Origin of the sequence: Allobosea sp. Tri-44 (genome assembly GCF_004123845.1) — a bacterium.
Classification (GTDB): Bacteria; Pseudomonadota; Alphaproteobacteria; order Rhizobiales; family Beijerinckiaceae; genus Allobosea.
Window position 1 is genome coordinate 23,600 of record NZ_NBDP01000003.1, and the last position, 20,381, is coordinate 43,980.

General features: G+C 66.4%; 22 protein-coding genes. 15 read left to right on the forward strand and 7 right to left on the reverse strand.

Annotation, left to right across the window (positions count from 1 at the left end; all coding sequences use genetic code 11):
* The first annotated feature begins 12 nt into the window (after positions 1–12).
* The 7 genes from B6S44_RS00140 to B6S44_RS00170 all read left to right on the forward strand — a co-directional run bounded on the left by B6S44_RS00140 (position 13) and on the right by B6S44_RS00170 (position 7,290).
* The gene (locus B6S44_RS00140; RefSeq protein WP_164985660.1) at positions 13–504 is read left to right on the forward strand and encodes a TRAP transporter small permease; all 492 of its coding nucleotides are present in this window, start codon (positions 13–15) and stop codon (positions 502–504) included.
* The gene (locus B6S44_RS00145; RefSeq protein ID WP_129154790.1) at positions 501–1,820 is read left to right on the forward strand and encodes a TRAP transporter large permease; all 1,320 of its coding nucleotides are present in this window, start codon (positions 501–503) and stop codon (positions 1,818–1,820) included. The genes B6S44_RS00140 and B6S44_RS00145 overlap by 4 nt, the downstream gene beginning before the upstream one ends.
* Positions 1,821–1,841: 21 nt before the next feature.
* The gene (locus tag B6S44_RS00150) at positions 1,842–2,156 is read left to right on the forward strand and encodes a rhodanese-like domain-containing protein (RefSeq protein WP_129154791.1); all 315 of its coding nucleotides are present in this window, start codon (positions 1,842–1,844) and stop codon (positions 2,154–2,156) included.
* A gap of 96 nt (positions 2,157–2,252) precedes the next feature.
* Positions 2,253–3,206, forward strand: a complete 954-nt coding sequence (locus B6S44_RS00155; protein ID WP_129154792.1) for a YiiG family protein — start codon at positions 2,253–2,255, stop codon at positions 3,204–3,206.
* A 117-nt stretch (positions 3,207–3,323) separates the two neighbouring features.
* On the forward strand, positions 3,324–5,633 hold the full coding sequence (locus B6S44_RS00160; RefSeq protein WP_129154793.1) for a xanthine dehydrogenase family protein molybdopterin-binding subunit: 2,310 nt from the start codon (positions 3,324–3,326) through the stop codon (positions 5,631–5,633).
* A 133-nt stretch (positions 5,634–5,766) separates the two neighbouring features.
* Positions 5,767–6,198: a c-type cytochrome gene (locus B6S44_RS00165; RefSeq protein WP_126109961.1), complete on the forward strand. Its 432-nt coding sequence runs from the start codon at positions 5,767–5,769 to the stop codon at positions 6,196–6,198.
* A 156-nt stretch (positions 6,199–6,354) separates the two neighbouring features.
* Positions 6,355–7,290: a cytochrome c gene (locus B6S44_RS00170; protein WP_129154795.1), complete on the forward strand. Its 936-nt coding sequence runs from the start codon at positions 6,355–6,357 to the stop codon at positions 7,288–7,290.
* Positions 7,291–7,326: 36 nt separating this feature from the next.
* Here B6S44_RS00170 and B6S44_RS00175 read toward each other — a convergent pair whose 3' ends face one another.
* The 4 genes from B6S44_RS00175 to B6S44_RS00190 form a co-directional block, all read right to left on the reverse strand.
* Positions 7,327–7,947 (reverse strand): helix-turn-helix domain-containing protein, encoded by a 621-nt coding sequence (locus tag B6S44_RS00175; protein WP_129154796.1) that lies wholly within the window; start codon positions 7,945–7,947, stop codon positions 7,327–7,329.
* 104 nt (positions 7,948–8,051) lie between these two features.
* Positions 8,052–8,981, reverse strand: coding sequence for a DMT family transporter (locus tag B6S44_RS00180; RefSeq protein WP_206735054.1), 930 nt, complete (start codon positions 8,979–8,981; stop codon positions 8,052–8,054).
* A 133-nt stretch (positions 8,982–9,114) separates the two neighbouring features.
* Positions 9,115–9,567 (reverse strand): GNAT family N-acetyltransferase, encoded by a 453-nt coding sequence (locus tag B6S44_RS00185; protein WP_129154797.1) that lies wholly within the window; start codon positions 9,565–9,567, stop codon positions 9,115–9,117.
* A 66-nt stretch (positions 9,568–9,633) separates the two neighbouring features.
* Positions 9,634–10,413, reverse strand: a complete 780-nt coding sequence (locus tag B6S44_RS00190; protein ID WP_129154798.1) for an SDR family oxidoreductase — start codon at positions 10,411–10,413, stop codon at positions 9,634–9,636.
* A gap of 125 nt (positions 10,414–10,538) precedes the next feature.
* Between B6S44_RS00190 and B6S44_RS00195 the strand changes: the two genes are divergently transcribed.
* The gene (locus B6S44_RS00195; RefSeq protein ID WP_129154799.1) at positions 10,539–11,372 is read left to right on the forward strand and encodes a UDP-2,3-diacylglucosamine diphosphatase; all 834 of its coding nucleotides are present in this window, start codon (positions 10,539–10,541) and stop codon (positions 11,370–11,372) included.
* A complete protein-coding gene (locus tag B6S44_RS00200) occupies positions 11,372–12,472 on the forward strand; it encodes a glycosyltransferase family 4 protein (protein WP_129154800.1) in 1,101 nt (366 codons plus the stop codon). Before B6S44_RS00195 ends, B6S44_RS00200 begins: the two co-directional genes overlap by 1 nt.
* A 167-nt stretch (positions 12,473–12,639) precedes the next feature.
* Here the strand turns inward: B6S44_RS00200 and B6S44_RS00205 are convergent, their stop codons facing one another.
* Positions 12,640–14,427: a cation:proton antiporter domain-containing protein gene (locus B6S44_RS00205; RefSeq protein ID WP_129154801.1), complete on the reverse strand. Its 1,788-nt coding sequence runs from the start codon at positions 14,425–14,427 to the stop codon at positions 12,640–12,642.
* 181 nt (positions 14,428–14,608) lie between these two features.
* Here B6S44_RS00205 and B6S44_RS00210 point away from each other — a divergent pair, with 181 nt between their 5' ends.
* On the forward strand, positions 14,609–15,454 hold the full coding sequence (locus B6S44_RS00210) for an AAA family ATPase (RefSeq protein WP_129154802.1): 846 nt from the start codon (positions 14,609–14,611) through the stop codon (positions 15,452–15,454).
* Here B6S44_RS00210 and B6S44_RS00215 read toward each other — a convergent pair.
* Positions 15,429–16,061 (reverse strand): hypothetical protein, encoded by a 633-nt coding sequence (locus B6S44_RS00215; RefSeq protein WP_129154803.1) that lies wholly within the window; start codon positions 16,059–16,061, stop codon positions 15,429–15,431. The two genes, B6S44_RS00210 and B6S44_RS00215, sit on opposite strands and share 26 nt — an antisense overlap.
* A gap of 118 nt (positions 16,062–16,179) precedes the next feature.
* On the opposite strand from B6S44_RS00215, the gene B6S44_RS00220 reads away from it, so the two are divergent.
* The 3 genes from B6S44_RS00220 to B6S44_RS00230 all read left to right on the forward strand — a co-directional run bounded on the left by B6S44_RS00220 (position 16,180) and on the right by B6S44_RS00230 (position 17,753).
* A complete protein-coding gene (locus B6S44_RS00220) occupies positions 16,180–16,707 on the forward strand; it encodes a DUF2975 domain-containing protein (RefSeq protein WP_164985661.1) in 528 nt (175 codons plus the stop codon).
* Between the two features lie 227 nt (positions 16,708–16,934).
* Positions 16,935–17,495, forward strand: a complete 561-nt coding sequence (locus tag B6S44_RS00225) for a DUF2975 domain-containing protein (RefSeq protein WP_129154805.1) — start codon at positions 16,935–16,937, stop codon at positions 17,493–17,495.
* Between the two features lie 9 nt (positions 17,496–17,504).
* Complete coding sequence (locus B6S44_RS00230; RefSeq protein WP_129154806.1) at positions 17,505–17,753, forward strand: helix-turn-helix domain-containing protein; 249 nt, start codon at positions 17,505–17,507, stop codon at positions 17,751–17,753.
* A 3-nt stretch (positions 17,754–17,756) separates the two neighbouring features.
* Here B6S44_RS00230 and B6S44_RS00235 read toward each other — a convergent pair whose 3' ends face one another.
* Positions 17,757–19,022 carry an ABA4-like family protein gene (locus B6S44_RS00235; RefSeq protein WP_129154807.1) on the reverse strand — a complete coding sequence of 422 codons (1,266 nt, stop codon included), beginning with the start codon at positions 19,020–19,022 and terminating at the stop codon, positions 17,757–17,759.
* A 41-nt stretch (positions 19,023–19,063) separates the two neighbouring features.
* Here B6S44_RS00235 and B6S44_RS00240 point away from each other — a divergent pair, with 41 nt between their 5' ends.
* On the forward strand, positions 19,064–19,831 hold the full coding sequence (locus tag B6S44_RS00240) for a TetR/AcrR family transcriptional regulator (RefSeq protein WP_129154808.1): 768 nt from the start codon (positions 19,064–19,066) through the stop codon (positions 19,829–19,831).
* Positions 19,832–19,840: 9 nt separating this feature from the next.
* Positions 19,841–20,368, forward strand: coding sequence for a SixA phosphatase family protein (locus B6S44_RS00245; RefSeq protein WP_129154809.1), 528 nt, complete (start codon positions 19,841–19,843; stop codon positions 20,366–20,368).
* Positions 20,369–20,381: the final 13 nt, after the last annotated feature.

Consider the following 20,381-nt stretch of genomic DNA (forward strand, 5'->3'; position numbering starts at 1 on the left):
ATGACCGGGGACATGGGGGAAAGGCCGCCATCGCGCATCGACGCGGTGGCGGAGACGGTCGCGCTCATCGGTGGCGTGCTGCTGATCGCGCTCGCGACCATGGTCGTGGTCAGCGTGACCTTGCGCAGCGATCTCGTCGGCGCCGCCGGCGTGCCGGGCGATTTCGAGCTGGTGCAGATGGCGACGGCGATCGCCGCCTTCTGCTTCCTGCCGCTCTGCCAGCTGAAGCGCGGCAACATCTTCGTCGACACCTTCACACTGAAGCTGCCACAGCCCTGGCGCGACGGGCTCGATGCGCTCTGGGACGTGGTCTACGGCCTCGCCATGGCGCTGATCGCCTGGCGGCTCGGTGTCGGTGCACGTTCAGCGCTTGCCAGTGGCGAGAACACGATGGTGCTGCAGCTGCCAAGCTATCTGCCGATCGCGGTTTGTGCGGTGCTTGCCAGCTTTGTTGCGCTCGCGGCCTTCGTCAGCGCCAGCCGTCTGCTGAGGCAGCCCCAATGAGCGGCTTCTCCCTCGCGATCACCGGCTTTGCCGTCATGCTGGCGCTGATGGCGCTGCGCCTGCCGATCGGGCTCGCCATGCTGGTCGTTGGCAGCGCCGGCTATATCCAGCTCAACGGGCTCGAGCCGTTCCTCAACTATATCCGCACCACGCCCTATCAGATCTTCGCCAACTACACGCTTTCGGTGATCCCGCTCTTTGTGCTGATGGGCGCCTTCGCTGAGCGCTCGGGGCTGGCGGGCGACCTGTTCAAGGCGGCCTCCGCCTTCGTCGGCCATCGCCGCGGCGGCCTCGGCATGGCGATGATCGGCGCCTGTACCGGCTTCGGCGCGATCTGCGGCTCCTCGGTCGCGACCACCGCGACCTTCGCCCGTGCCGCGCTGCCGCAATTGCGCAGCTACCGCTATGACCCCGGCTTCGCCTGCGGCGTCACCGCGGTCGGCGGTACGCTCGGCATCCTGATCCCGCCCTCGGTCATCCTCGTCGTCTATGCGATCTCGACCGAGCAGAACATCGCCAAGCTGTTCCAGGCGGCGCTGATCCCGGGGCTGATGGCAGCGGCGTTCTATTGCATCACCATTGCGTTCATGACGCGGCTCGACGGCACGCTCGGTCCCGCGCATGAGCGCACGCCCTGGCGCGAGCGCTGGCCGCTGCTCGTCGGCGTCATCCCGGCGATGGCGGTCGCGGTGATCGTGGTAGGCGGCATCTATGGCGGCATCTTCACCCCGACCGAGGGAGCCTCTGTCGGCGCTTTCATCATGCTGGCGATCGGCGTGTTCCGCCGCACCCTCGGCCTCGCCGAGATCAAGCAGGCGATCCTGCAGACGGCCGAGACCTCGGCGATGATCTTCGCGATCCTGCTAGGCGCTGAGGTGTTCAACGCCTTCCTCGCGCTGACGCAGGTGCCGACGGCGGCGGCCGAGATGATCGCGGCCTCCGGCTGGGCGCCGTACACCGTGCTGGTCGGCCTGCTGCTGTTCTACATCGTGCTCGGCGGCGTCATGGACGAGCTCGCCATGATCCTTTTGACGCTGCCGGTGTTCTTCCCGATCGTGACGGCGCTCGATTTCGGCATGCCGAGCGACGACATCGCGATCTGGTTCGGCATCCTCGTCCTGGTCGTGGTCGGCATCGGCATGACCTGCCCGCCGATCGGGCTCAATGTCTTCGTCGTCGCCTCGCTGGCGCGCGACGTGCCGGTGACGCGGATTTATCGCGGCGTGCTGCCTTTCGTTGCCGCCGACGTCATCCGGCTCGGCATCTGCGTGGCATTTCCGGCGTTGAGTCTCTATCTGGTGAAGCTCCTGAACTGAGCGACAGCTAAGAGCGACAGCATGATCGTACACGACCTCGACATCGACGCCGTCAAGGCGGGGCTCGACGATGGCTCGATCCTGATCGTCGACGTGCGCGAGCCGCACGAGTTCGCGGCGGGGCGTATTCCCGGCTCGGTCTCGCGGCCGCTGTCGCAGTTCGATCCCGCCGACCTGCCGGACGAGCCCGGCAAGCGCATCGTGCTCTCCTGCGCCGCCGGTGTGCGCTCGCTGCGGGCGCTGGAATTCGCGCAGGCGGCCGGGCTCGACATCGACAGCCACTATATCGGGGGCTTCAAGGACTGGGCCATGCGCGGCGAGCCGGTAGAGCACTAAGGCGCTTCCAGCGCGTCTTGCGGTTGCGGTCCGCCACGCCAGAGCCGATAACGTGGCGCGGCCTTGAACCCGGCTGCGGCGACCCAAGGTGCCCTGATGAAGGCCTCCCGTCTGCTGAGCCTCTCCCTCGCAGCCCTGCTTTGCACCGCTTCCGCAGCTCCGCTTGCGTTCGCGCAGGCCGCTCCGCAGAACGCAGCGAGGCGGCCGGCGCAGGATCCGGAATTGCAGGCGGCGATCGCCAAGTCGAACGCCTATACCTCGCTCGCCAACCGGACGCTCAGGGCGATCGAGTCCTGGGATCGCTACAAGAGCTGGGTCGATCTGAAGAAGGGCCCGACCGGCAAGGAGCGCTATATCGATTACGGGCTCTACAGCCTCTATGACGTCAAGGACGAGATCGCCAAGGCCGAGGCCGCTACCGCCCAGGCGCCGGCCCAGCCGGAGCTCGACGGCGCGGTCAAGCGCTTCATCGCCGCCTACCAGGAACTCGCGCCGCTGATCACCCGGGCCGAGCGCTATTACGAGCGCAAGGACTATCGTGGCGACAACATCGCCGAGGGCCGCGAGCTGCACGCCAAGATGGTGCCGGCGGCGGAGGCTTTCCTGCGCGAGCGGGGCGCCTTTGATCTGCAGCTCAATGCCTACAAGAAGGGCATCGACGCTCGCGAGCTCGCGGCGATCGAGGCGAGCGAGGGCCGCCTTGCCCGCTGGCAGCTGCGCAACATCATGATGAATGCCCGCGCCGTAATGGACCTGATGCCGAGCAATGAGCGCCCGATCGTCGATCTTGCCGCCTTCGACACGGCGCTGGCCGGCTATTCCGGCGCGATCAAGGAGATGGACCGCTTCAAGGACAATAATCCGTCCGGCGTGCCGATGATCGATTCCTCGGCGAGTTCCTGGCTCGGCTCGCTGCGTGACTTCCGCGAGAAGCTCGGCAAGTCGAAGGGCGACGTCCGCAAGGGCGCGGCAGGCGATGCCAACCGCATCGTCTCCAGTTATAATATGATGGTGACGATGTCCGACAGCGCCGCGCGCATGATCCGCTGAATTCAAGGCCCGACAGTCTGCATTCCGTGCATCCCGGCCCCCGCATGTGGACCGGGGTGACGGCGCGGCGATCCTGCGCCAGTCTTTCTCATTGAGTGATCCGAAGGAAGTTTGCCGATGCGTCCGATGAAATTCGGGATGGGCCAGCCGGTGCGGCGGGTCGAGGATCAGCGCCTCACCACCGGCACAGGCCGCTATACCGACGACACCGCGGTCGAAGGTGCGCTGCACGCCTATGTGCTGCGCTCGCCGCACGCGCACGCGACCTTCAAGATCGTCGACAAGGAGACGGCCAGCAAGCGCAAGGGCGTCAAGCTGATCCTGACCGGCGAGGACGTTGCCCATCTCGGCGACATCCCCTGCAAGGGGCTGATCAAGGACATCGCCGGCGAGGATGTGAAGCCTAATCCGGTGCCCGTGCTGCCCACCGATACGGTGCGCCATGTCGGCGAAGCCATCGCCTTCATCGTCGCCGAGACGCTCGACCAGGCGCGCGACGCGGCCGAGGCGATCGAGATCGAGTTCGAGACGCTGCCTTCGATCACCGGCATAGCCGAGGCGCTCGAGGGTAAGGCGCCGCAGGTCTGGCCGGACCGCGACGGCAATGTCGCCTTCGAGGCGGAGCAGGGCAATCGCGACAAGACCGAGAAGGCCTTTGCCAAGGCTGATCGGACGGTCTCGGTGACCATCGTCAACAACCGCCTCGCCTCCAATTACATGGAGACGCGGGCCTGCATCGCCGAATACGACAAGACGGACAAGCGCTGGACCCTGACGCTCGGCAGCCAGGGCAGTCATGGCACGCGCGAGATTCTCGCCGACTACATCCTCAAGGTTCCCCAGTCCCGCATCCGGGTGATCACCCCCGATGTCGGCGGCGGCTTCGGCACCAAGATCTTCATGTACCGCGAATACCCGCTGACCATGGTCGCGGCCGAGATGCTGAAGCGGCCGGTGCGCTGGGTCGCCGATCGCACCGAGCATTTCCTCGCCGACACCCATGGCCGCGCCAACCTCAGCACCGCGACGATGGCGCTCGACAAGCGCGGCAAGTTCATCGGCCTCAAGGTCGATCTCGCCGCCGATATGGGCGCCTATCTCTCGCAGTATGGGCCTTTCATCCCCTGGGTCGGCACGACGATGACGCCGGGCTGCTACAACATCCCGGCGGTGCATGTCCGCTTCCGCGGCGTCTTTACCAACACCACGCCGGTCGATGCCTATCGCGGCGCCGGGCGGCCCGAAGCGGCCTATCTGATCGAGCGGCTGGTCGATGCGATCGCGCGCGAGACCGGCAAGACGCCGGATGCGGTGCGCGCGCAGAACTTCGTCAAGCCGAGCGAGATGCCGCACAAGACGCAGACTGGTCCGGTCTACGATTCCGGCGAGTTCGAGGGCCATATGCGCCGCGCCATGGAGGTGGCGGACTGGAAGGGCTTCAAGAGCCGCCTGAAAGCCTCGCAGAAGGCCGGCAAAATTCGCGGCATCGGTCTCGCCTGCTATATCGAGGCCTGCGGCGGCGGCGGGTCGGAGAGCTCGACCGTGATCCTGGAGAAGGATGGCACCGTCACCGTGCTGATCGGCACCCAGTCGAACGGGCAGGGGCACGAGACCGCCTATTCGCAGCTGGTGTCGCAGCATCTCGACATCCCGATGGACCGCATCAAGGTCATCCAGGGCGATACCGATCGGGTCGCGACCGGCTCCGGTACCGGCGGTTCCCGTTCGATCCCTGTCGGTGGCGCGGCCCTCAACGCGGCGACCGGCATCCTTGCCGACAACCTGAAGAGCCTCGCCTCGGACGCGCTCGAAGCCGCTCCCGGCGACCTTGAGATCGTCGATGGCGCGGTCCGCATTGTCGGCACCGACAAGAAGCTCGATCTCAAGGCGATCGCCAATCTGCCCGGCGCCAAGGCCGAGCAGCTCAGCGTCCATCAGAGCTGGACGCCGCCGGAGGCGACCTATCCGAACGGCACCCATGTGGTCGAGCTCGAGGTCGATCCGGCGACCGGCGGCACCGAGATCCAGAACTATGTCGTGGTCGACGATTTCGGCGTGACGCTGAATCCGATCATGCTGCAGGGTCAGGTCCATGGCGGTGCGGCGCAGGGCATCGGCCAGGCGCTGATGGAGGAGATCCGCTTCGACGATTCCGGCCAGATGTTGACCGCGACCTTCATGGACTATGCCCTGCCGCGTGCGATCGACATCCCGAACTTCCATTTCGAGACCCGCAACGTGCCTTGCGTCACCAACGCCCTCGGCGTGAAGGGCGCGGGCGAGGCCGGTGCGATCGGCGCCTGCCCGGCGGTCATGAACGCCATGGTCGATGCGCTGGACCGCGCCGCCGGCATCAAGGCGATCGACATGCCGGCGACGCCGGCCAAGGTATTCGGGACGCTGAAGGAAGCCGGCTATCCGCTTTGACGCAAGGCGCTGATTGCGCTTCTGCAATGATATTCACGACAATGCGACTTGGCGCTGTCGTGCCCATACGTTGATCTGGAAGAGTTCAAAACAGCGCCTGTTCGGGCGCATGTCTTCCGGAGGATTCCCGCGCATGCTTCGTTCTGCTTTCGTCGCCCTCGGCCTTGCCGTCGGCGTCTCTGCCGTTCTGGCCCAGGCCAACCCGATCGCCGAACGGCGCGACACGATGAAGGCCGTCGGCGCCGCGACGCGCGATGGCGCTGCTATGGCCAAGGGCGAGGCGCCGTTCGACGCCGCCAAGGCGCAGGCGGTGTTCAAGGCTTATGGCGATGCCGCCAAGAAGATGCCGGGCCTCTATCCGGATACCGCCAAGACCGGCGGCGAGACCACGGCGGCGCCGAAGATCTGGGAAGACCAGGCCGGCTTCAAGGCCGCCTTCGCCAAGTTCGAGGGCGATGCTGGCAAGGGCGCTGCGGTGACCGATCTCGCCGGCTTCCGCACCGCCTTCGGGGACGCCACCAAGAATTGCGGCGGCTGCCACGAGACCTACCGCATCAAGAAGTGATGGCGGTCTGACGCTGCCAGATTTGACCTGCAGATTTGACCTGATCGAAGGAGCGGGCTTCCTTGTGAGGCCCGCTCCATTCGCGTCGGCGGCCTCCGGAACGAACCGTGTCGCGACCCGGGCGTTGTTTGCCCGGGACAACTTGACGAGGAACCGATGCGCCGCCTGCTGATCACGCTTCTGGTCTTCATCGCGCTCGGCGCTGCCGGCTTCTTCGTCCTCACCGATCCACGCGTGGTCTCGCCGGGTCCCGAGGTCGGTACATTGCCGGCGCCCGACATCGAGAACGGCAAGCTGCTGTTTGCGGCCGGCGGCTGCGCCTCGTGCCACGCTACGCCCGGACAGGAGGACAAGACGAGGCTCGGCGGCGGGCTGGTGCTGGACTCGCCCTTCGGCAAGTTTCATGTGCCGAACATCTCGCCGCATACGCGCGACGGCATCGGCAACTGGGGCACGGCGGATTTCATCCAGGCGATGACCGCTGGCGTCTCGCCCTCAGGCCAGCACTATTATCCGGCCTTTCCCTACACCTCATACCGGCTGATGCCTCCCAAGGCTGTCGCCGATCTCCTCGCCTATATCCGCACGCTGCCGTCGGTGGAGGGCAGGGCGCCCGGCCATGAGCTCGGCTTTCCCTACAATATCCGCCGCGCTGTGGGCGGCTGGAAGCTGTTGTTCTTTGACGGGACGCCGTTCAAGGCCGATCCATCGAAGAGCGAGGAATGGAATCGCGGCGCCTACCTTGTGAACGGGCCGGGCCATTGCGCCGAATGCCATTCCAGCCGCAACCAGTTCGGCGCCGTCGTCCGGGCGACGCGCTTTGCCGGCGGGCCCGATCCGGACGGCAAGGGCTGGGTTCCGAACATCACCCAGGCCGAGGGCGGCCTCGGGAAATGGTCGAAGTCCGAGATCGCCGAACTGCTCAAGACCGGCTTCACGCCGAGCTTCGACAGCGTCGGCGGCTCGATGGCGGCAGTGGTACGCAACATGGCGCAATTGTCGGATGCCGACCGGCTGGCGATGGCGGAATACCTGAAGTCGCTGCCGGCAGTGCAGGGGCCGCCGCGGCCGCAGAAGGCGGCGGGCGGGTAAGGTGATGAAGGCTGGGGCTGCTTTACGAAGCGGCCTTCAGTCCATCACTGCCGCCTTGAGGATGCAGACCATCAAGGCCGTGCCCGGCTGGCCGCTGACGCAGCGGACGACGTGTTGGCGGTCGCAGCGATAGCGCAAGGTCTCGCCGGCTTTGGCGCGCTGGGTGATGCCGCCGACCTCGACCTCGAATTCGCCGGCGCTGACCGAAAGCGATTCGATCGAGCCGCGCTGGTGGCCTTCGGAATCGAGCTCGCCGCCGGGCTCGGCGCTGACCTCGTACCATTGCAGCCATTCGACGGTCTTGATCCAGCCGATGATGGCGAGGCGCAGCTTGCCGTCTTCGGAGACCAGGATCGGCGTGTCGGGCCGCGCGATCTTCTCGATGAAGGCCTCTTCCTCATTGGTCGAGAGCACGCGCTCGATCGAGACGTCGAGCGCCTGCGACAGCCGCCAGATCGTCGCCAGCGTCGGATTGGTCTCGTTGCGCTCGATCTGGCTGATGATCGACTTGGCGACGCCGGACTGCTCGGCCAGCTCCGAAAGCGAGAGGTTATAGGCTTTGCGCAGGCGCTGGATCGTCTTGCCGAGTTGACCCGAGATCACCTGCGCGCCCGATTCCAGCTCGCGCCCGCCACGTTCCCTGGTTTCGATGCCCATTGTGCTCTTGCCTGCCGTCGCGCCCGATCCGTTTGGGATAGAGAACGATTGTTTGTCTTAGCGGACAATGCCTCGGATCGCTCCAAGCGGCAAGTCGAGCCGGTTCAGACCGAGCGGGTCGGGCCGGCCTCGCGGGTTTCTTTCTTGAGCAGGCCGAGCTGCTGCTCGCGCAGGATGACGTAGATGCCTGACGCGATCACGATCAGCGAGCCGATCAGCACCGCCAGGACCGGCCATTCGCCGAAGACGAACCAGCCGAGCGCCGTCGCCCAGATCATCGTCGAATATTCGAAGGGCGCGATCAGCGAGGCGTCGCCATAGCGATAGGCCTGGACCAGCAGCATCTGGCCGAGGCCGCCGAGCACGCCGATCACGACGAGCAGCAGGAAGTCCTTCCAGTCCGGCACGGTCCAGCCGAGCGCGAGCGTCAGCAGGCCGAGCAGCGATGTCATGCACATGAAGTAGAAGACGATGGCGCCGGTCTTTTCGGTCTGGGTCAGAAGCCGGACCTCGATCGAAGCGAAGGCGGCGCAGAAGGCGCCGCCGAGCGCGAGCAGCGCGCCGATGGCAGGCCCGCCCGAGAGACCATGGCCGAAGCCTTGCGCGCCCATATGCGGGGAGAGCATCAAGAGCACGCCGAGGAAGCCGACCGCGACGGCGGTCCAGCGGTAGATGCGGACCCGTTCCTTCAGGATCAGAGCTGCCAGCACCACGACGATCAGCGGTGCGGCGTAGCCGATCGCGACCGCGTCCGAGAGCGGCAGCAGGTGCAGCGCGGCGAAGCCGAGGAACATGCCGGTCGAGCCGATGACGCCGCGCTTGAGATGGCCACGCAGATTGCTGGTCTTGAGCGCCTCGGGGAATTCATGGCGCCAGGCCAGCCAGATCATCAGCGGGATCAGCGCGAAGAACGAGCGGAAGAAGACGAGCTCGCCGGTCGGATAGCGCGAGGCCAGCGTCTTGATGCCGGCCGACATCAGCGTGAACGACAGGGCCGAAAGCAGCTTGAGGCTGATGCCGAGGAGCGGTGACAAGGCTGAAAGGTCGGGCAGGAGGAATGGAGGTCTTGTGCAAGACCTCCATTCCTTAGACCACGAGCGTGGAGCCGTTCCAAGCACCTATGTTGCAAAGCGGACCGGCGCGGTGCGGGAGGCGATCGAACCCGGCTCAGATCATGCGATACTCGAGGATCTCGTCGTCCCGGTCGTCGAACGTACCGGTCGAGGTCCAGCCCAGATGCCGATAGAAGCCGTAGGAGCGGACGGCCGGGTCGGACGAGCAGCTGAGGAACAACCTGGCGAGGCCCAGCTCCCTGAAGTCCGCGACGACCAGGTTCAGCAAGGTCTTCCCTACACCCTGTCCTTCATGCTCAGGCAGCAGCGCCAACACCGCGATCTCGCCGGTTTCGCGCTCGCCGAAGCAGTAGCCGACGATCTCATCGCCCTTTGTCGCGACATGGCCCGGCAGGCTGCCATCGGCGATGGCGGCGCGCCAGCTCTCGAGCGTGACACCCGCTTCTGCGAGGCGCTCGACTGAGAAGGCGTTCTCCCGTGTTCTGCCGCGCAGGACGACGCAGGCGGGCGTGTCCTCGGGGACGGCTCGTCGATAGGCGATGGTCATCGGTCTCAGTTTGGTACTGGAGGTGAAAGCCGGAGCGCGCCCTGACGCGCCCCGGCCGGCCCGGTGTCAGAAGTTCGTCCGGAACGAACCACCGTCGATCAGGAAGTTCTGGCCGGTGATGTAGCCGGCATGGGCGCTGGAAATGAAGGCGCAGAGCTTGCCGAATTCGTCGGGCGTGCCGAGGCGGCCGGCCGGGACAGCAGCGAGCCGCCGCTTCGTCGCTTCCTCGATGCTGATGCCCTGCATCTCGGCGACCTTGTTTGTCGCGGTCTTGATCCGATCCGTATCGAACACTCCCGGCAGGATGTTGTTGATGGTGACGTTGGCGTGGGCGATTTCCCGCGCCACGCCGGCGAGGAAGGCGGTCAGGCCGGCGCGGGCGGCGGAGGAGACGTCGAGCCCGGTCAGCGGGGTCAGCACGCTCGCCGAGGTGATGTTGACGATACGGCCGAAGCGCCGCTCGATCATGCCGTCGACGACACGCTGCACCAGCTCCAGCGGCGTCGCCATGTTCTGCGCGACGCCTTCGAGCAGCGCCTCGCGTGTCACCTCGCGGAAGGGCTTGGGCGGCGGGCCGCCATTGTTGTTGACGAGGATGTCGGGGCTCGGCGCCGCAGCGAGCAGCGCGTCCTGGCCGGCCTTGGTCGAGACGTCGGCGACGACGGCGATGACAGTGGCGCCAGTGCTGGCGCGAATCGCGCTCGCGGTCTCCTCGAGCGTGGTCGCGTCGCGGCCGTTGACGACGACCGTGCAGCCCGCTTCGGCGAGCGCTTGCGCGCAGCCGCGGCCGAGCCCCTTGCTCGAGGCGCAAACGATGGCCGTGCGGCCGGCGATACCCAGATCCATTGTCGTCTCCCGGAAAGGTCTCGTTCCTGTCAGGGGAGGCAAAGCATGGTTTCGCCGCCGCGTCATCAAAGCGTAGTGCAAATCAGACACACGCCGGAGGCATCGCAATAGATAGGCCAGCGAGCATGAGCGACGATAGCGACGCCAAGCAGGTTCGCAGCATTTTCATCTCCGACCTGCATCTCGGCACGCGTGGAGCGCAGGCGGATCTCGTGCTGGAGTTCCTGCGTGCCTATGACGCGCCGACGATCTACCTGGTCGGCGACATCATCGACGGCTGGCGGCTGAAGAGCGGCTGGTACTTCCCACAGTCCCACAACGACGTGGTGCAGAAGCTGCTGCGCAAGGTGCGCAAGGGTTCGAAGCTGGTCTATGTCACCGGCAACCACGACGACTTCCTGCGCGACTATACCGGCCTGCAATTCGGCGGCATCACGCTGGTCGACGATATCGTCCACGAGACGGCCGACGGCAAGCGCATGCTCGTGATCCATGGCGATCTGTTCGACCTTGTGGTGCGCAACGCCAAATGGCTCGCTCTGCTCGGTGACTGGGCCTACACGGTCGCGCTCGTGCTCAACCACGGCATCAATCGGGTGCGCCGCGTCCTGCGCCTGCCGCACTGGTCGCTCTCGGCCTGGGCCAAGCACAAGGTCAAGAACGCGGTGAACTATATCGGCGAGTTCGAGCAGTGCCTCGCCGACGAAGCGCGCCGGCACAAGGCCGATGGCGTGATCTGCGGCCACATCCACCATGCCGCCCAGCGCGACATCGGCGGACTGACCTATATCAACACCGGCGACTGGGTCGAAAGCTGCACGGCCGTGGTCGAGCACGACGATGGCCGCTTCGAGATCGTGCGTTGGCCGCAGCACCGGTTGAAGGGCGAGAAGCCGGCGCTGCCGGCACCGGCTGCGACACGCCCCGCACCAGTTCCGAGCCTCGTCGAGGCGGCGTGATGCGCGTCCTGATCGCGACGGACGCCTGGCGGCCGCAGATCAACGGCGTCGTGCGCTCGCTGGAACGGATGGTCGAGGCGGCGCCGGAGTTCGACGTCACCCCGCATATGCTGACGCCGGAAGGTTTCTGGCAGGTCGGGCTACCGTCCTACCCCGACATCCGCATCGCGCTGGCGACGCGCCGCCACGTCGCCAAGCGCATCGCCGAGTTCAGCCCGGACCATATCCATATCGCGACCGAAGGGCCGATCGGCTGGCTGACGCGCGCGGTCTGCCTTGCCCAGAAGCGGACCTTCACCACAAGTTACCACACGCGCTTCCCGCAATATGTCGCGGCACGCTGGCCGATTCCGGAAAGCTGGAGCTATCGATTTCTGCGCCGCTTCCACGGGTCGGCCGCCGGCGTGATGGTCTCGACCGCCACGGTCGAGTCCGAGCTGCGCGCGCATGGCTTCGAGCGTATCCTGCGCTGGGGGCGGGGTGTCGATCTCTCCCTATTCCATCCGCGCCCTGAGAGCGTGCTCGACCTGCCACGGCCGATCTTCCTCAGCGTCGGCCGGGTCGCCGTCGAGAAGAACCTCGAGGCCTTCCTGTCGCTGCGTTTGCCGGGCAGCAAGGTCGTGGTCGGCGACGGGCCGGCTCGCGCCGACCTCAAGCGCGCCTTCCCCGACGCGCATTTCCTTGGCGCGCGCGAGGGCGAGGAGCTGGCGGCGATCTACGCCTCCTCCGATGTCTTCGTCTTCCCGAGCCTGACCGACACCTTCGGCATCGTCCTGCTGGAGGCGGCGGCGAGCGGGTTGCCGGTCGCAGCCTTCCCGGTACAGGGGCCGAGCGACGTCTTCGCCGGCAGCCAGGCGGCGGTGCTGCACGAGGATCTGCGAAGTGCCGCACTCGCGGCGCTGCGCCTGCCGCGCGAGGCCGGGCTCGAACTCGCCGCCCATCATAGCTGGCATAGCAGCGCCGAGCAGTTCTACGGCCATATGCGCCGGGCGATGCAGGTTGCTGCGGTGTCCGGAAAGACGGCGCGCACCGAGTTGGGAGCGGCGCCGACTACGCTCTCCGTGCGGCTTGAGCCGAACGAGCGAAAAGAATTCGCGTAGGATCACGCCGTCATTCCGGGGCGCTGCGCAGCAGCGAGCCCGGAACCCAGAACCGATGCCTATTCCCAATGAAACGCTGTCGCTGCCGGGCTTTCGCGATCAGGCTCATCGCTTCTAGGTTCCGGGCTCAGGCCTGCGGCCTGCCCCGGAAAGACAGCGAGAAAGCGTCACAGTCTGCGTGAGCGGGCATGGCGCGGGAGCGCCGGCTGCGGCGCGCTCGCCGGCTTGAGCTCGCTGCGGAAATCATCGCGTCGCTGATGCACCGAGGCGATGACGAGGCCCATCGGCACGCCGAGGCCGACCAGCGCCGCTTCCGACAATTGCAGGCTGGCTTCGATCGTCTCCGGCACGGCATCGTTGACACCGATCTCGTAGAGATGCCTGGCGTGCCTGGCGTCGCGGGCGCGGGCGACGATGACCAGATCCGGACGCAATGCGCGCGCCGCCGTCACGGTCTCGTCGACGGCGCGCTGGTTGTCGATGGTGACGATCAGCGCGGTCGCCTCCTCGAGGCCGCAGAGCCGCAGGAAATCCGGTTTGGTGGCGTTGCCGTAGAAGGCTGGCCGCCCAGCCCGCCGCTGCGCCGCGACCAGGGCGGCGTCGGCGTCGATGGTGATATAGGCAACCTTGTGCTGCTCGAGCATCTCGCCGACCAGCCGGCCGACGCGGCCGAGGCCAACGACAATGGCGCGGGGCGCATGGTCATCCGGCGGCAGGATGCTCGCCTCGGCTGGGAGATTCGCCACAGGCGCCACACGCGCCGACAGCTTCCGCGCCATGCGGGCGGCGAGCGGCAGGAAGATCATAGTCAGCGAGACGCCGGCGAGCACGAGCGAGGCAGCGTTCTGGTCGACCAGCTTGGCGGCGACCGAGGCGGTCAGCAGCACGAAGGCGAATTCGCCGCCGGGACCGACCATGATCGCGGTTTCGAGCGCGGTCGGCATGGAGAGCCGAAAATAGCGGGCGAGCAGGAAGGTGATCGCGACCTTGGCGAGGAAGAGCCCGGCGGCGATGCTCAGGATCGCGACCGGCTGGGCTGCCAGTGCGGCGGGGTTCACGCTCATGCCGACGGTCAGGAAGAAGACGCCGATCAGCAGCGATTTGAACGGCTCGATCGTCACCTCGATGGCGCGGCGATACTCGGTTTCGGCCAGCAGCAGACCGGCGATGAAGGCTCCGAGCCCCATGGAGAGGCCGGCCCCGGCCGCGATCAGCCCCGTGCCAAGCGCGACCAGAAGGGTCGCGGCCATGAAGCTCTCCGAGGAGTCGGTCGAGGCGACCAGGCGAAAGAGCGGGCGCATGGCGAGGCGGCCGATGACGATGATGGCCGCGACCGCCGCGACCGCCTGCAGCAGCGCCTGGGTCAGGCCGGCGATCAGCGAGCCGCCATTCTGCGCGCCGAGCACGCTGACCAGGAAGAGCAGGGGAATCACCGCAAGGTCCTGGCAGAGCAAGATGGCGAAGCTGGCGCGCCCGGCCGAGGAGGTGATGCGGCGATGGGCGGAGAGCAACTCGACCACCATCGCGGTCGAGGACAAGGCGAGTGCCGTGCCTATCAGCAGGGCCGCAGCCGCCGGCTGACCGAAGGCATAGGCGATGGCGCTGATCGCGGTGGCCGAGAACGCGACCTGGCCGAGGCCGAGCCCGAAGACCAGCCGGCGCATGGTCATCAGGCGCTCATAGGAGAGCTCGAGCCCGATGACGAAGAGTAGGAAGGCGACGCCGAGCTCGGCCGGGCCGGCGAGCGCTTCCGCATTCGAGACGGTGATAGCGCCGAGGAAGGGAATCTTGGCGGCGAGGCTGCCAAGGCCGTAGGGGCCGAGCAGGGCGCCGCAAGCCATGAAGGCGACGACCGAATTGACCCGGAAACGCTTGGCGAAGGGCACGATCACGCCGGCCGTCGCAAGCACGACCACGGCATCGCGATAGGTGGAAGGATCGATCGTCCCGGCCACGTCACCCTCGAAGAATCAAGCGAAGCTGCTGATCTCAAAGCTTTGCTTGGTAAAGCCTTGCAACACAAACCAAATCACGCGCCGGGCTGACGAAAACTTGCCCCGCCGCCGGCTGACCTCTAAGCACGATGCTATTCGCGGCGGCAGCATGGCCGCGGAGCAGCCATATGAAGGGCCTCGCATGCGCTTTACCGGCACCGCTTCTTATGTCGCCACCGAGGACCTGACGGTTGCGGTCAATGCCGCGATCCGGCTGGAGCGGCCGCTGCTGGTCAAGGGCGAGCCTGGCACCGGCAAGACCGTGCTGGCCGAGGAGATCGCTGCCGCGCTCGGGGCGCCGCTGCTGACCTGGCACGTCAAGTCGACCACCAAGGCGCAGCAGGGGCTCTACGAATACGACGCGGTCAGCCGCCTGCGCGACAGCCAGCTCGGCGATGCCCGCGTCTCCGACATCGCCAACTACATCAAGCGCGGGAAGCTCTGGGAGGCCTTCGTCTCGCCGGCCCGGCCCGTGCTGCTGATCGACGAGATCGACAAGGCCGATATCGAGTTCCCGAACGACCTCCTGCTCGAGCTCGATCGCATGGAGTTCCATGTCTACGAGACCGGCGAGACGATCAAGGCGGCGCAGCGGCCGGTGATGATCATCACCTCGAACAACGAGAAGGAATTGCCGGACGCTTTCCTTCGCCGCTGCTTCTTCCACTACATCCGTTTCCCCGACGCGGAGACGATGCAGAAGATCATCGAGGTCCATTTCCCCGGCATCAAGAAGCGGCTGATGGAGGAGGCGCTGCGCCTGTTCTTCGAGGTGCGCGAGGTGCCGGGCATCAAGAAGAAGCCCTCGACCTCCGAGCTGCTCGACTGGCTGAAGCTCCTCGTCGCCGACGACATCGGACCCGAGGTGCTGCGCGAGCGCGATCCGCGTAAGCTGATCCCGCCGCTGCACGGCGCCTTGCTCAAGAACGAGCAGGATGTCTCGCTGTTCGAGAAGCTCGCCTTCATGGTGCGGCGGGAGAGCCGCTGACCTTTATCGCCGGGACGGCGTCGCAAGTTGGGATCGCGGTGGCGAGATCGACCTTGGGATCGATTTCGCGGACGGCTTCCTTGAGGTCGAAATCGCGCATCAGCAGGACATAGTCCTGCGTTTCCGACGTCCTGAGATAGCCGGTCATCGTGATCGGCTTGCCCGAGAGCTCGCCGAGCCGGCAGGCCTTGTCGGTGCCGAGCGCCAGGCTGCCGCGATTGCCGCTGTTCTGCGGCCCGGCGAACATCTCTTCGCGGAAGGCGCCGAGCCGCGCGGCGTCGGCCGAGCTCAGCCTGAACACGGTGAAGCGGCGTCCCGGTGAAGCCACGGCCGGCAGCTTTGCCAGCTCGACCGGGTCGCGCACCTCCTCCAGCACGACCTTGCGCTCATGCCGGCCGCCATCCTTCGGGAGAGCGACGAGCGTCATGGTGACGCCGCCGGGAAGCGTGCGGATATCGGCCGGCAGGCTGATGCCGGCACGCAGCTGCGCGAGATCGGTGGTCTTCATGTCGATCTTCGACAGCTTCGGCAGCGAGGTCAGCGGGACGTGGCCGCAGCCGGCGAGCAGAGAGCAAATCAGCAGATTGGCAGGCAGGGCAGTGCGCATGGTGGCTCTCGATGAAATGGCTTTGACATTAAGAAATTCATCTCTTAGTTTAATTTTGTCAATCGCGGAGTGAAATGAAATGGTGTCCTCAGCAAGCTCGAACCAAAGCCGGCCGGCCATGGCGAGGCTGCGCCGCGTCAGTGCGGTCGCACGCATCTTCTGCTTTGCGGCTGCGGTGCTGATGGCTGTCGGCGTGGTCTGGCTCTGGCGCGATCCGGGCAAGCTTGCCGACTATGCCCGCGGCACGATCGGTGTCAGCGCGCCGATCGGCGCGCTGTCGGAGCGCGGCTATTGGATCGCATTCACGATGGGCCTGGTCCCCGCTGGGCTCTTCGTCGCGGCGATGCTGCGGCTCGCGAGCCTGTTCGGGCGCTTCGGCCGCGGCCTGGTGCTGGAGGAGGAGAATGCGCAGCGACTGACGCGGGTCGGCTGGCTCTTGACGGCGATGGGCGTGGCGACGCCGCTGACGCGCGGTTTGCAGAGCGTGGCGCTGACCTTCGACAACCCGTCAGGCCAGAAGCAGCTGGCGATCACGCTCGACCCCGGGACGTTCGGCGTGCTGGCGGCCGGGGCTGCGCTGGTCGCCTTCGGGCTCGTGCTCAAGGAGGCGGTCCGGCTCGCGGACGAGAATCAGAGCTTCGTGTAGGAGCTGGGCAATGCCTATGAGCTTCGCTTCCGGCACGGCGTCGCAAGCTGGGATCGCGGTGGCGAGATCGATCTTCGGATCGACGGCGGGGATGGCTTCCTTGAGGTCGAAATCGCGCATCAGCCGGACATCGCCCTGCGTCTCCGACGTCCTGAGATGGCCGCTCATCGCGATCGGCTTGCCCGAGAGTTCGCCGTTCAATCTTGTCGACTTTGGAGTTTATTGTCATGAGCGCCATTGCGGCCGACACCCCTCAGACGCGCCTTCGCCGCCGGATCGGCTGGCTCTGCCACCTCACACGCTGGGCGGCTCTGGCCTATGCCGCCTGGATCCTGGTCGTTGTGTTGCAGGTCTGGGGTGAGGAGGCCCGTGCCGTGCGTGTCTATGGTGCGTGGCTGAGAGCTGACCTTTCCGGCATGCAGGGCTGGCAGCGCCTTGCCGGGTTGGGGCTCAGCCTCGCGATCTGGTCGCTGACGGCGATCACCTGCTACAGCGTCTGGCGGCTGTTCACCGGTTATCTCGCAGGCAGCATCTTCACGCGCGAAGCGGCGCTCTGGCTGCGCCGGATCGCCCTGTTCGGTCTTTGCGCGCAAGGGGCCGATATCCTCGTGCGGCCGTTGTTGTCGGTGGTCGTCTCCGCGCATCTTCCGGCCGGGCATCGCCTGGTCAGCATCGCCCTCAATCCGCAGGATCTGTTGATCTTGCTCTTTCTGCTCGGCTTTCTGGCGCTAGGGCACGTCTTCACGGCGGCCACAGAAATCGCCGACGAAAACGCCCAGTTCGTATAAGGCAGCGCGATGCCGATCATCGTCGAACTCGATGTCATGCTGGCGCGTCGGAAGATGCGCTCCAAGGAACTGGCCCAGCGCATCGGGCTGACCGAGCAGCAGGTCTCGCAGCTGAAATCCGGCAAGGTCCGTGGCATGCGCTTCGACACGCTCACCCGAATCTGCGCGGTGCTCGACTGCCAGCCGGGGGATTTGTTGCGCTACGAGCCGGGCGCCGATGATCTTGCGCCCGGGTCTGATGGCGATGATGCGTCGTGACCGTCAGCTGAATCCGAGCAGCGGGCGCGCCTGTAGCGCCGCGACGAGCGCTGCCGTGGTGACCGCCGCGTAGGCGGCGGAAACCGTACCGAGGGCCACGAGCCCGGCTCTGCTCTGCCGCGTCGCAAGCCAGAGGAGCACGCCGATCGCCGGGATGATCTGCAAAGCGTGGAGGCCAAGGAAGTGCGCGATGCGCAGATCTCCGATCGTCAGCGACCAGCCGAAGAACGGAATGGTAGGATGCAGGGCCGGTTGCGTGCCGACATAGTGGCCGGTGGGGCTCGAGCCGAGCAGGGCGCCGCTCAGCAGGCCGAAGACGCAGGTGAGGGCAAGGCCCACGACCAGCGACCAGCGCACGACTTCGGGCATCGGCGCAGCGTCGCGGCGGGCGAGCCCATAGGCGAGGAAGCCGGGCGCGACCGTGAACATCACCGCGCCGATGCCCATCAGCGTGTAGAGCCAGGCGCCGAGCGCGCTGTCGCTGTTGTAGTGCGAGGCTTCGACGCGCGAGGCGCGCCAGGCGATGTAGAGCACTTCAAGCACGATCGGCACGATCACCGGCCAGACGATGTAGCGCCCGGCCCAGGAGGCGCGGAAGCGTTCGCTGGCGAGCGGCAGGAACAGCGCCAGCGTGAGCAAATAGAACGCGACCGAGATCTCGAATTTCAGCGGCTTGATCCAGGTGTCGACGCCCTGGAACTGCCTGATGTCGATCAGCCAGGCGAACAGGGTCGGTACCGCCAGGGCGAACATGGCAAATGCCGCCGCGGTGAGGCGCGGCTCGAGTTCGAGATCGGGCAGCCAGGCCGGCAGGCGGGCCTGGAGGCGGGCGATGCGATCTTCGCGCGCCAGGCGGAAGCAGGCCTCCAGCAAGAGATAGGCGATGAACCCGAACGGCCCGAACAGGAAGGTCATCAGCAGCACCGGCAGCATCAGCCAGTGCGGGATCGCCTCTGCCTGCGAGCGGCGCAGGATCCAGTTGCCGAGGAAGAGGTCGAAGGCGAGGTAATGGACCCAGCCGGCGAGCAGCAACGGCTTCGAGGCGAACAGCGCTGCAACCGAATCGAGCGAGGAGAAGCCGCCCTTCGCGTCATGCCAATGGACGGCGATCAGCACGGCATAGCCGAGGGAGAGCAAGGCCGGGATGATCCAGCCGGCGAGAGCCGCCGAGACGCCGCGCCAGCGCGGCAGCAGGATCAGCGCGAGCCAGCCGAGCATGGCCAACTGGCCGGCGCGGGCGAAGGCATCGTCCAAGCTGAGAGGCATCATGCACTCCTATCTTGACACTGTTCAGTTGCGATGCCGTCCTATTGCGTTATCTTGACGGCGTCAAGTTTGATTTTGACGAGCGTGGACAGGGCGTTGCGATGACGGCGGGCGGCGTGATCAAGCGAGGCGGGTATCACCATGGCGATCTGCGCCAGGCGATGATCGATGCAGCCGAGGCGGTGCTGGCCGAGAAGGGCGTCGGCGGCTTCACCCTGCGCGAATGCGCCCGCCGGGCCGGTGTCTCACCGGCCGCGCCGGCGCATCATTTCGGCAATCTCGTCGGCCTGCTGACGGCGATTGCGACGCTCGGCTTCGACGACCTGTCGCAGACGATGGAGGCGGCTGTCGCGAAAGCCGAGGTGTCCGGCGGCGATCGGCTGGCGGCGATTTGCGAGGGCTATCTCGAGGTCGCGCTGACGCGGCCCGGCCGCTTCCGCGTCGTCTTCGGGCGACTCGGCCTGAAGAGCGGAGACGATGATCTGCTTCGCGCTGCCGTCCGGGCCTTTGGCATCCTGGTGCGGGAAACCAAGCTGGCGCTGGGGCGGCGCGTCGATGGGGAAGAGGTGCTGACGCGTTTGCCGTCGAGCTATGCCGGCGATGCCGATCTCGCCGAAATCCTGTTCGTCTGGTCGATCACCCACGGCTTCTCGACCATGCTGATCGATGGCCAGCTCGCGCCCCTTGAAATGCAGCCGGGCGGGCGCGAGCGCCTGCTGACGCTGTATTCGGGCCGGCTGATGGACATGCTGCTCGCTGCAATGAGGACGGCGCCTGCCGAACCTCTCGCAAATCCCGCCAGCCATGGTTAGATGGCGGCCATGCGCCGCCTGATGCTTCTGCGCCACGCCAAATCGGCCTGGCCCGCCAACACCGCCGACCGCGACCGCCCGCTTTCCACGCGTGGGCGCGAAGCTGCCCCGGTCATGGGCCGCTATCTCGCCGAGGAGCTTTTGCTGCCGGACCTTGTCCTGATCTCGCCGGCGAAACGCACGGCCGAGACCTGGGAGCTGGTCAAGCCGATGCTGCCGGAAAAGCCACCGACGCATTACGAGCCGCGCATCTACGAGGCCAAGCCCGAGCGCCTGCTCAATGTCGTCCAGGAGACCGAGCCCGAAGTCCGCACGCTGCTGATGATTGGCCATAATCCCGGCTTCGAGGAGCTCGCCGCCAAGCTCGCCGGGCATGGCGATCGCTATGCCGCGGCACGGATGGCGCAGAAATACCCGACCTGCGGGCTCGCCGTGATCGATTTTTCCATCGAGGACTGGCGCGATCTTACCCTGCGCGGCGGCCGGCTCGACCGTTTCGTCACGCCGGCCTCGCTCGGCGAGGGGCCTGACGAATGATGCGGATCGCCTG

Bases quoted from the DNA above. Each gene is read 5' to 3' on its own strand.
- B6S44_RS00140 (WP_164985660.1), top strand. From the start codon at position 13: ATGGGGGAAAGGCCGCCATCGCGCATCGACGCGGTGGCGGAGACGGTC.
- B6S44_RS00145 (WP_129154790.1), top strand. From the start codon at position 501: ATGAGCGGCTTCTCCCTCGCGATCACCGGCTTTGCCGTCATGCTGGCG.
- B6S44_RS00150 (WP_129154791.1), top strand. From the start codon at position 1,842: ATGATCGTACACGACCTCGACATCGACGCCGTCAAGGCGGGGCTCGAC.
- B6S44_RS00155 (WP_129154792.1), top strand. From the start codon at position 2,253: ATGAAGGCCTCCCGTCTGCTGAGCCTCTCCCTCGCAGCCCTGCTTTGC.
- B6S44_RS00160 (WP_129154793.1), top strand. From the start codon at position 3,324: ATGCGTCCGATGAAATTCGGGATGGGCCAGCCGGTGCGGCGGGTCGAG.
- B6S44_RS00165 (WP_126109961.1), top strand. From the start codon at position 5,767: ATGCTTCGTTCTGCTTTCGTCGCCCTCGGCCTTGCCGTCGGCGTCTCT.
- B6S44_RS00170 (WP_129154795.1), top strand. From the start codon at position 6,355: ATGCGCCGCCTGCTGATCACGCTTCTGGTCTTCATCGCGCTCGGCGCT.
- B6S44_RS00175 (WP_129154796.1), bottom strand. From the start codon at position 7,947: ATGGGCATCGAAACCAGGGAACGTGGCGGGCGCGAGCTGGAATCGGGC.
- B6S44_RS00185 (WP_129154797.1), bottom strand. From the start codon at position 9,567: ATGACCATCGCCTATCGACGAGCCGTCCCCGAGGACACGCCCGCCTGC.
- B6S44_RS00190 (WP_129154798.1), bottom strand. From the start codon at position 10,413: ATGGATCTGGGTATCGCCGGCCGCACGGCCATCGTTTGCGCCTCGAGC.
- B6S44_RS00195 (WP_129154799.1), top strand. From the start codon at position 10,539: ATGAGCGACGATAGCGACGCCAAGCAGGTTCGCAGCATTTTCATCTCC.
- B6S44_RS00200 (WP_129154800.1), top strand. From the start codon at position 11,372: ATGCGCGTCCTGATCGCGACGGACGCCTGGCGGCCGCAGATCAACGGC.
- B6S44_RS00210 (WP_129154802.1), top strand. From the start codon at position 14,609: ATGCGCTTTACCGGCACCGCTTCTTATGTCGCCACCGAGGACCTGACG.
- B6S44_RS00215 (WP_129154803.1), bottom strand. From the start codon at position 16,061: ATGCGCACTGCCCTGCCTGCCAATCTGCTGATTTGCTCTCTGCTCGCC.
- B6S44_RS00220 (WP_164985661.1), top strand. From the start codon at position 16,180: ATGGCGAGGCTGCGCCGCGTCAGTGCGGTCGCACGCATCTTCTGCTTT.
- B6S44_RS00225 (WP_129154805.1), top strand. From the start codon at position 16,935: ATGAGCGCCATTGCGGCCGACACCCCTCAGACGCGCCTTCGCCGCCGG.
- B6S44_RS00230 (WP_129154806.1), top strand. From the start codon at position 17,505: ATGCCGATCATCGTCGAACTCGATGTCATGCTGGCGCGTCGGAAGATG.
- B6S44_RS00235 (WP_129154807.1), bottom strand. From the start codon at position 19,022: ATGATGCCTCTCAGCTTGGACGATGCCTTCGCCCGCGCCGGCCAGTTG.
- B6S44_RS00245 (WP_129154809.1), top strand. From the start codon at position 19,841: ATGCGCCGCCTGATGCTTCTGCGCCACGCCAAATCGGCCTGGCCCGCC.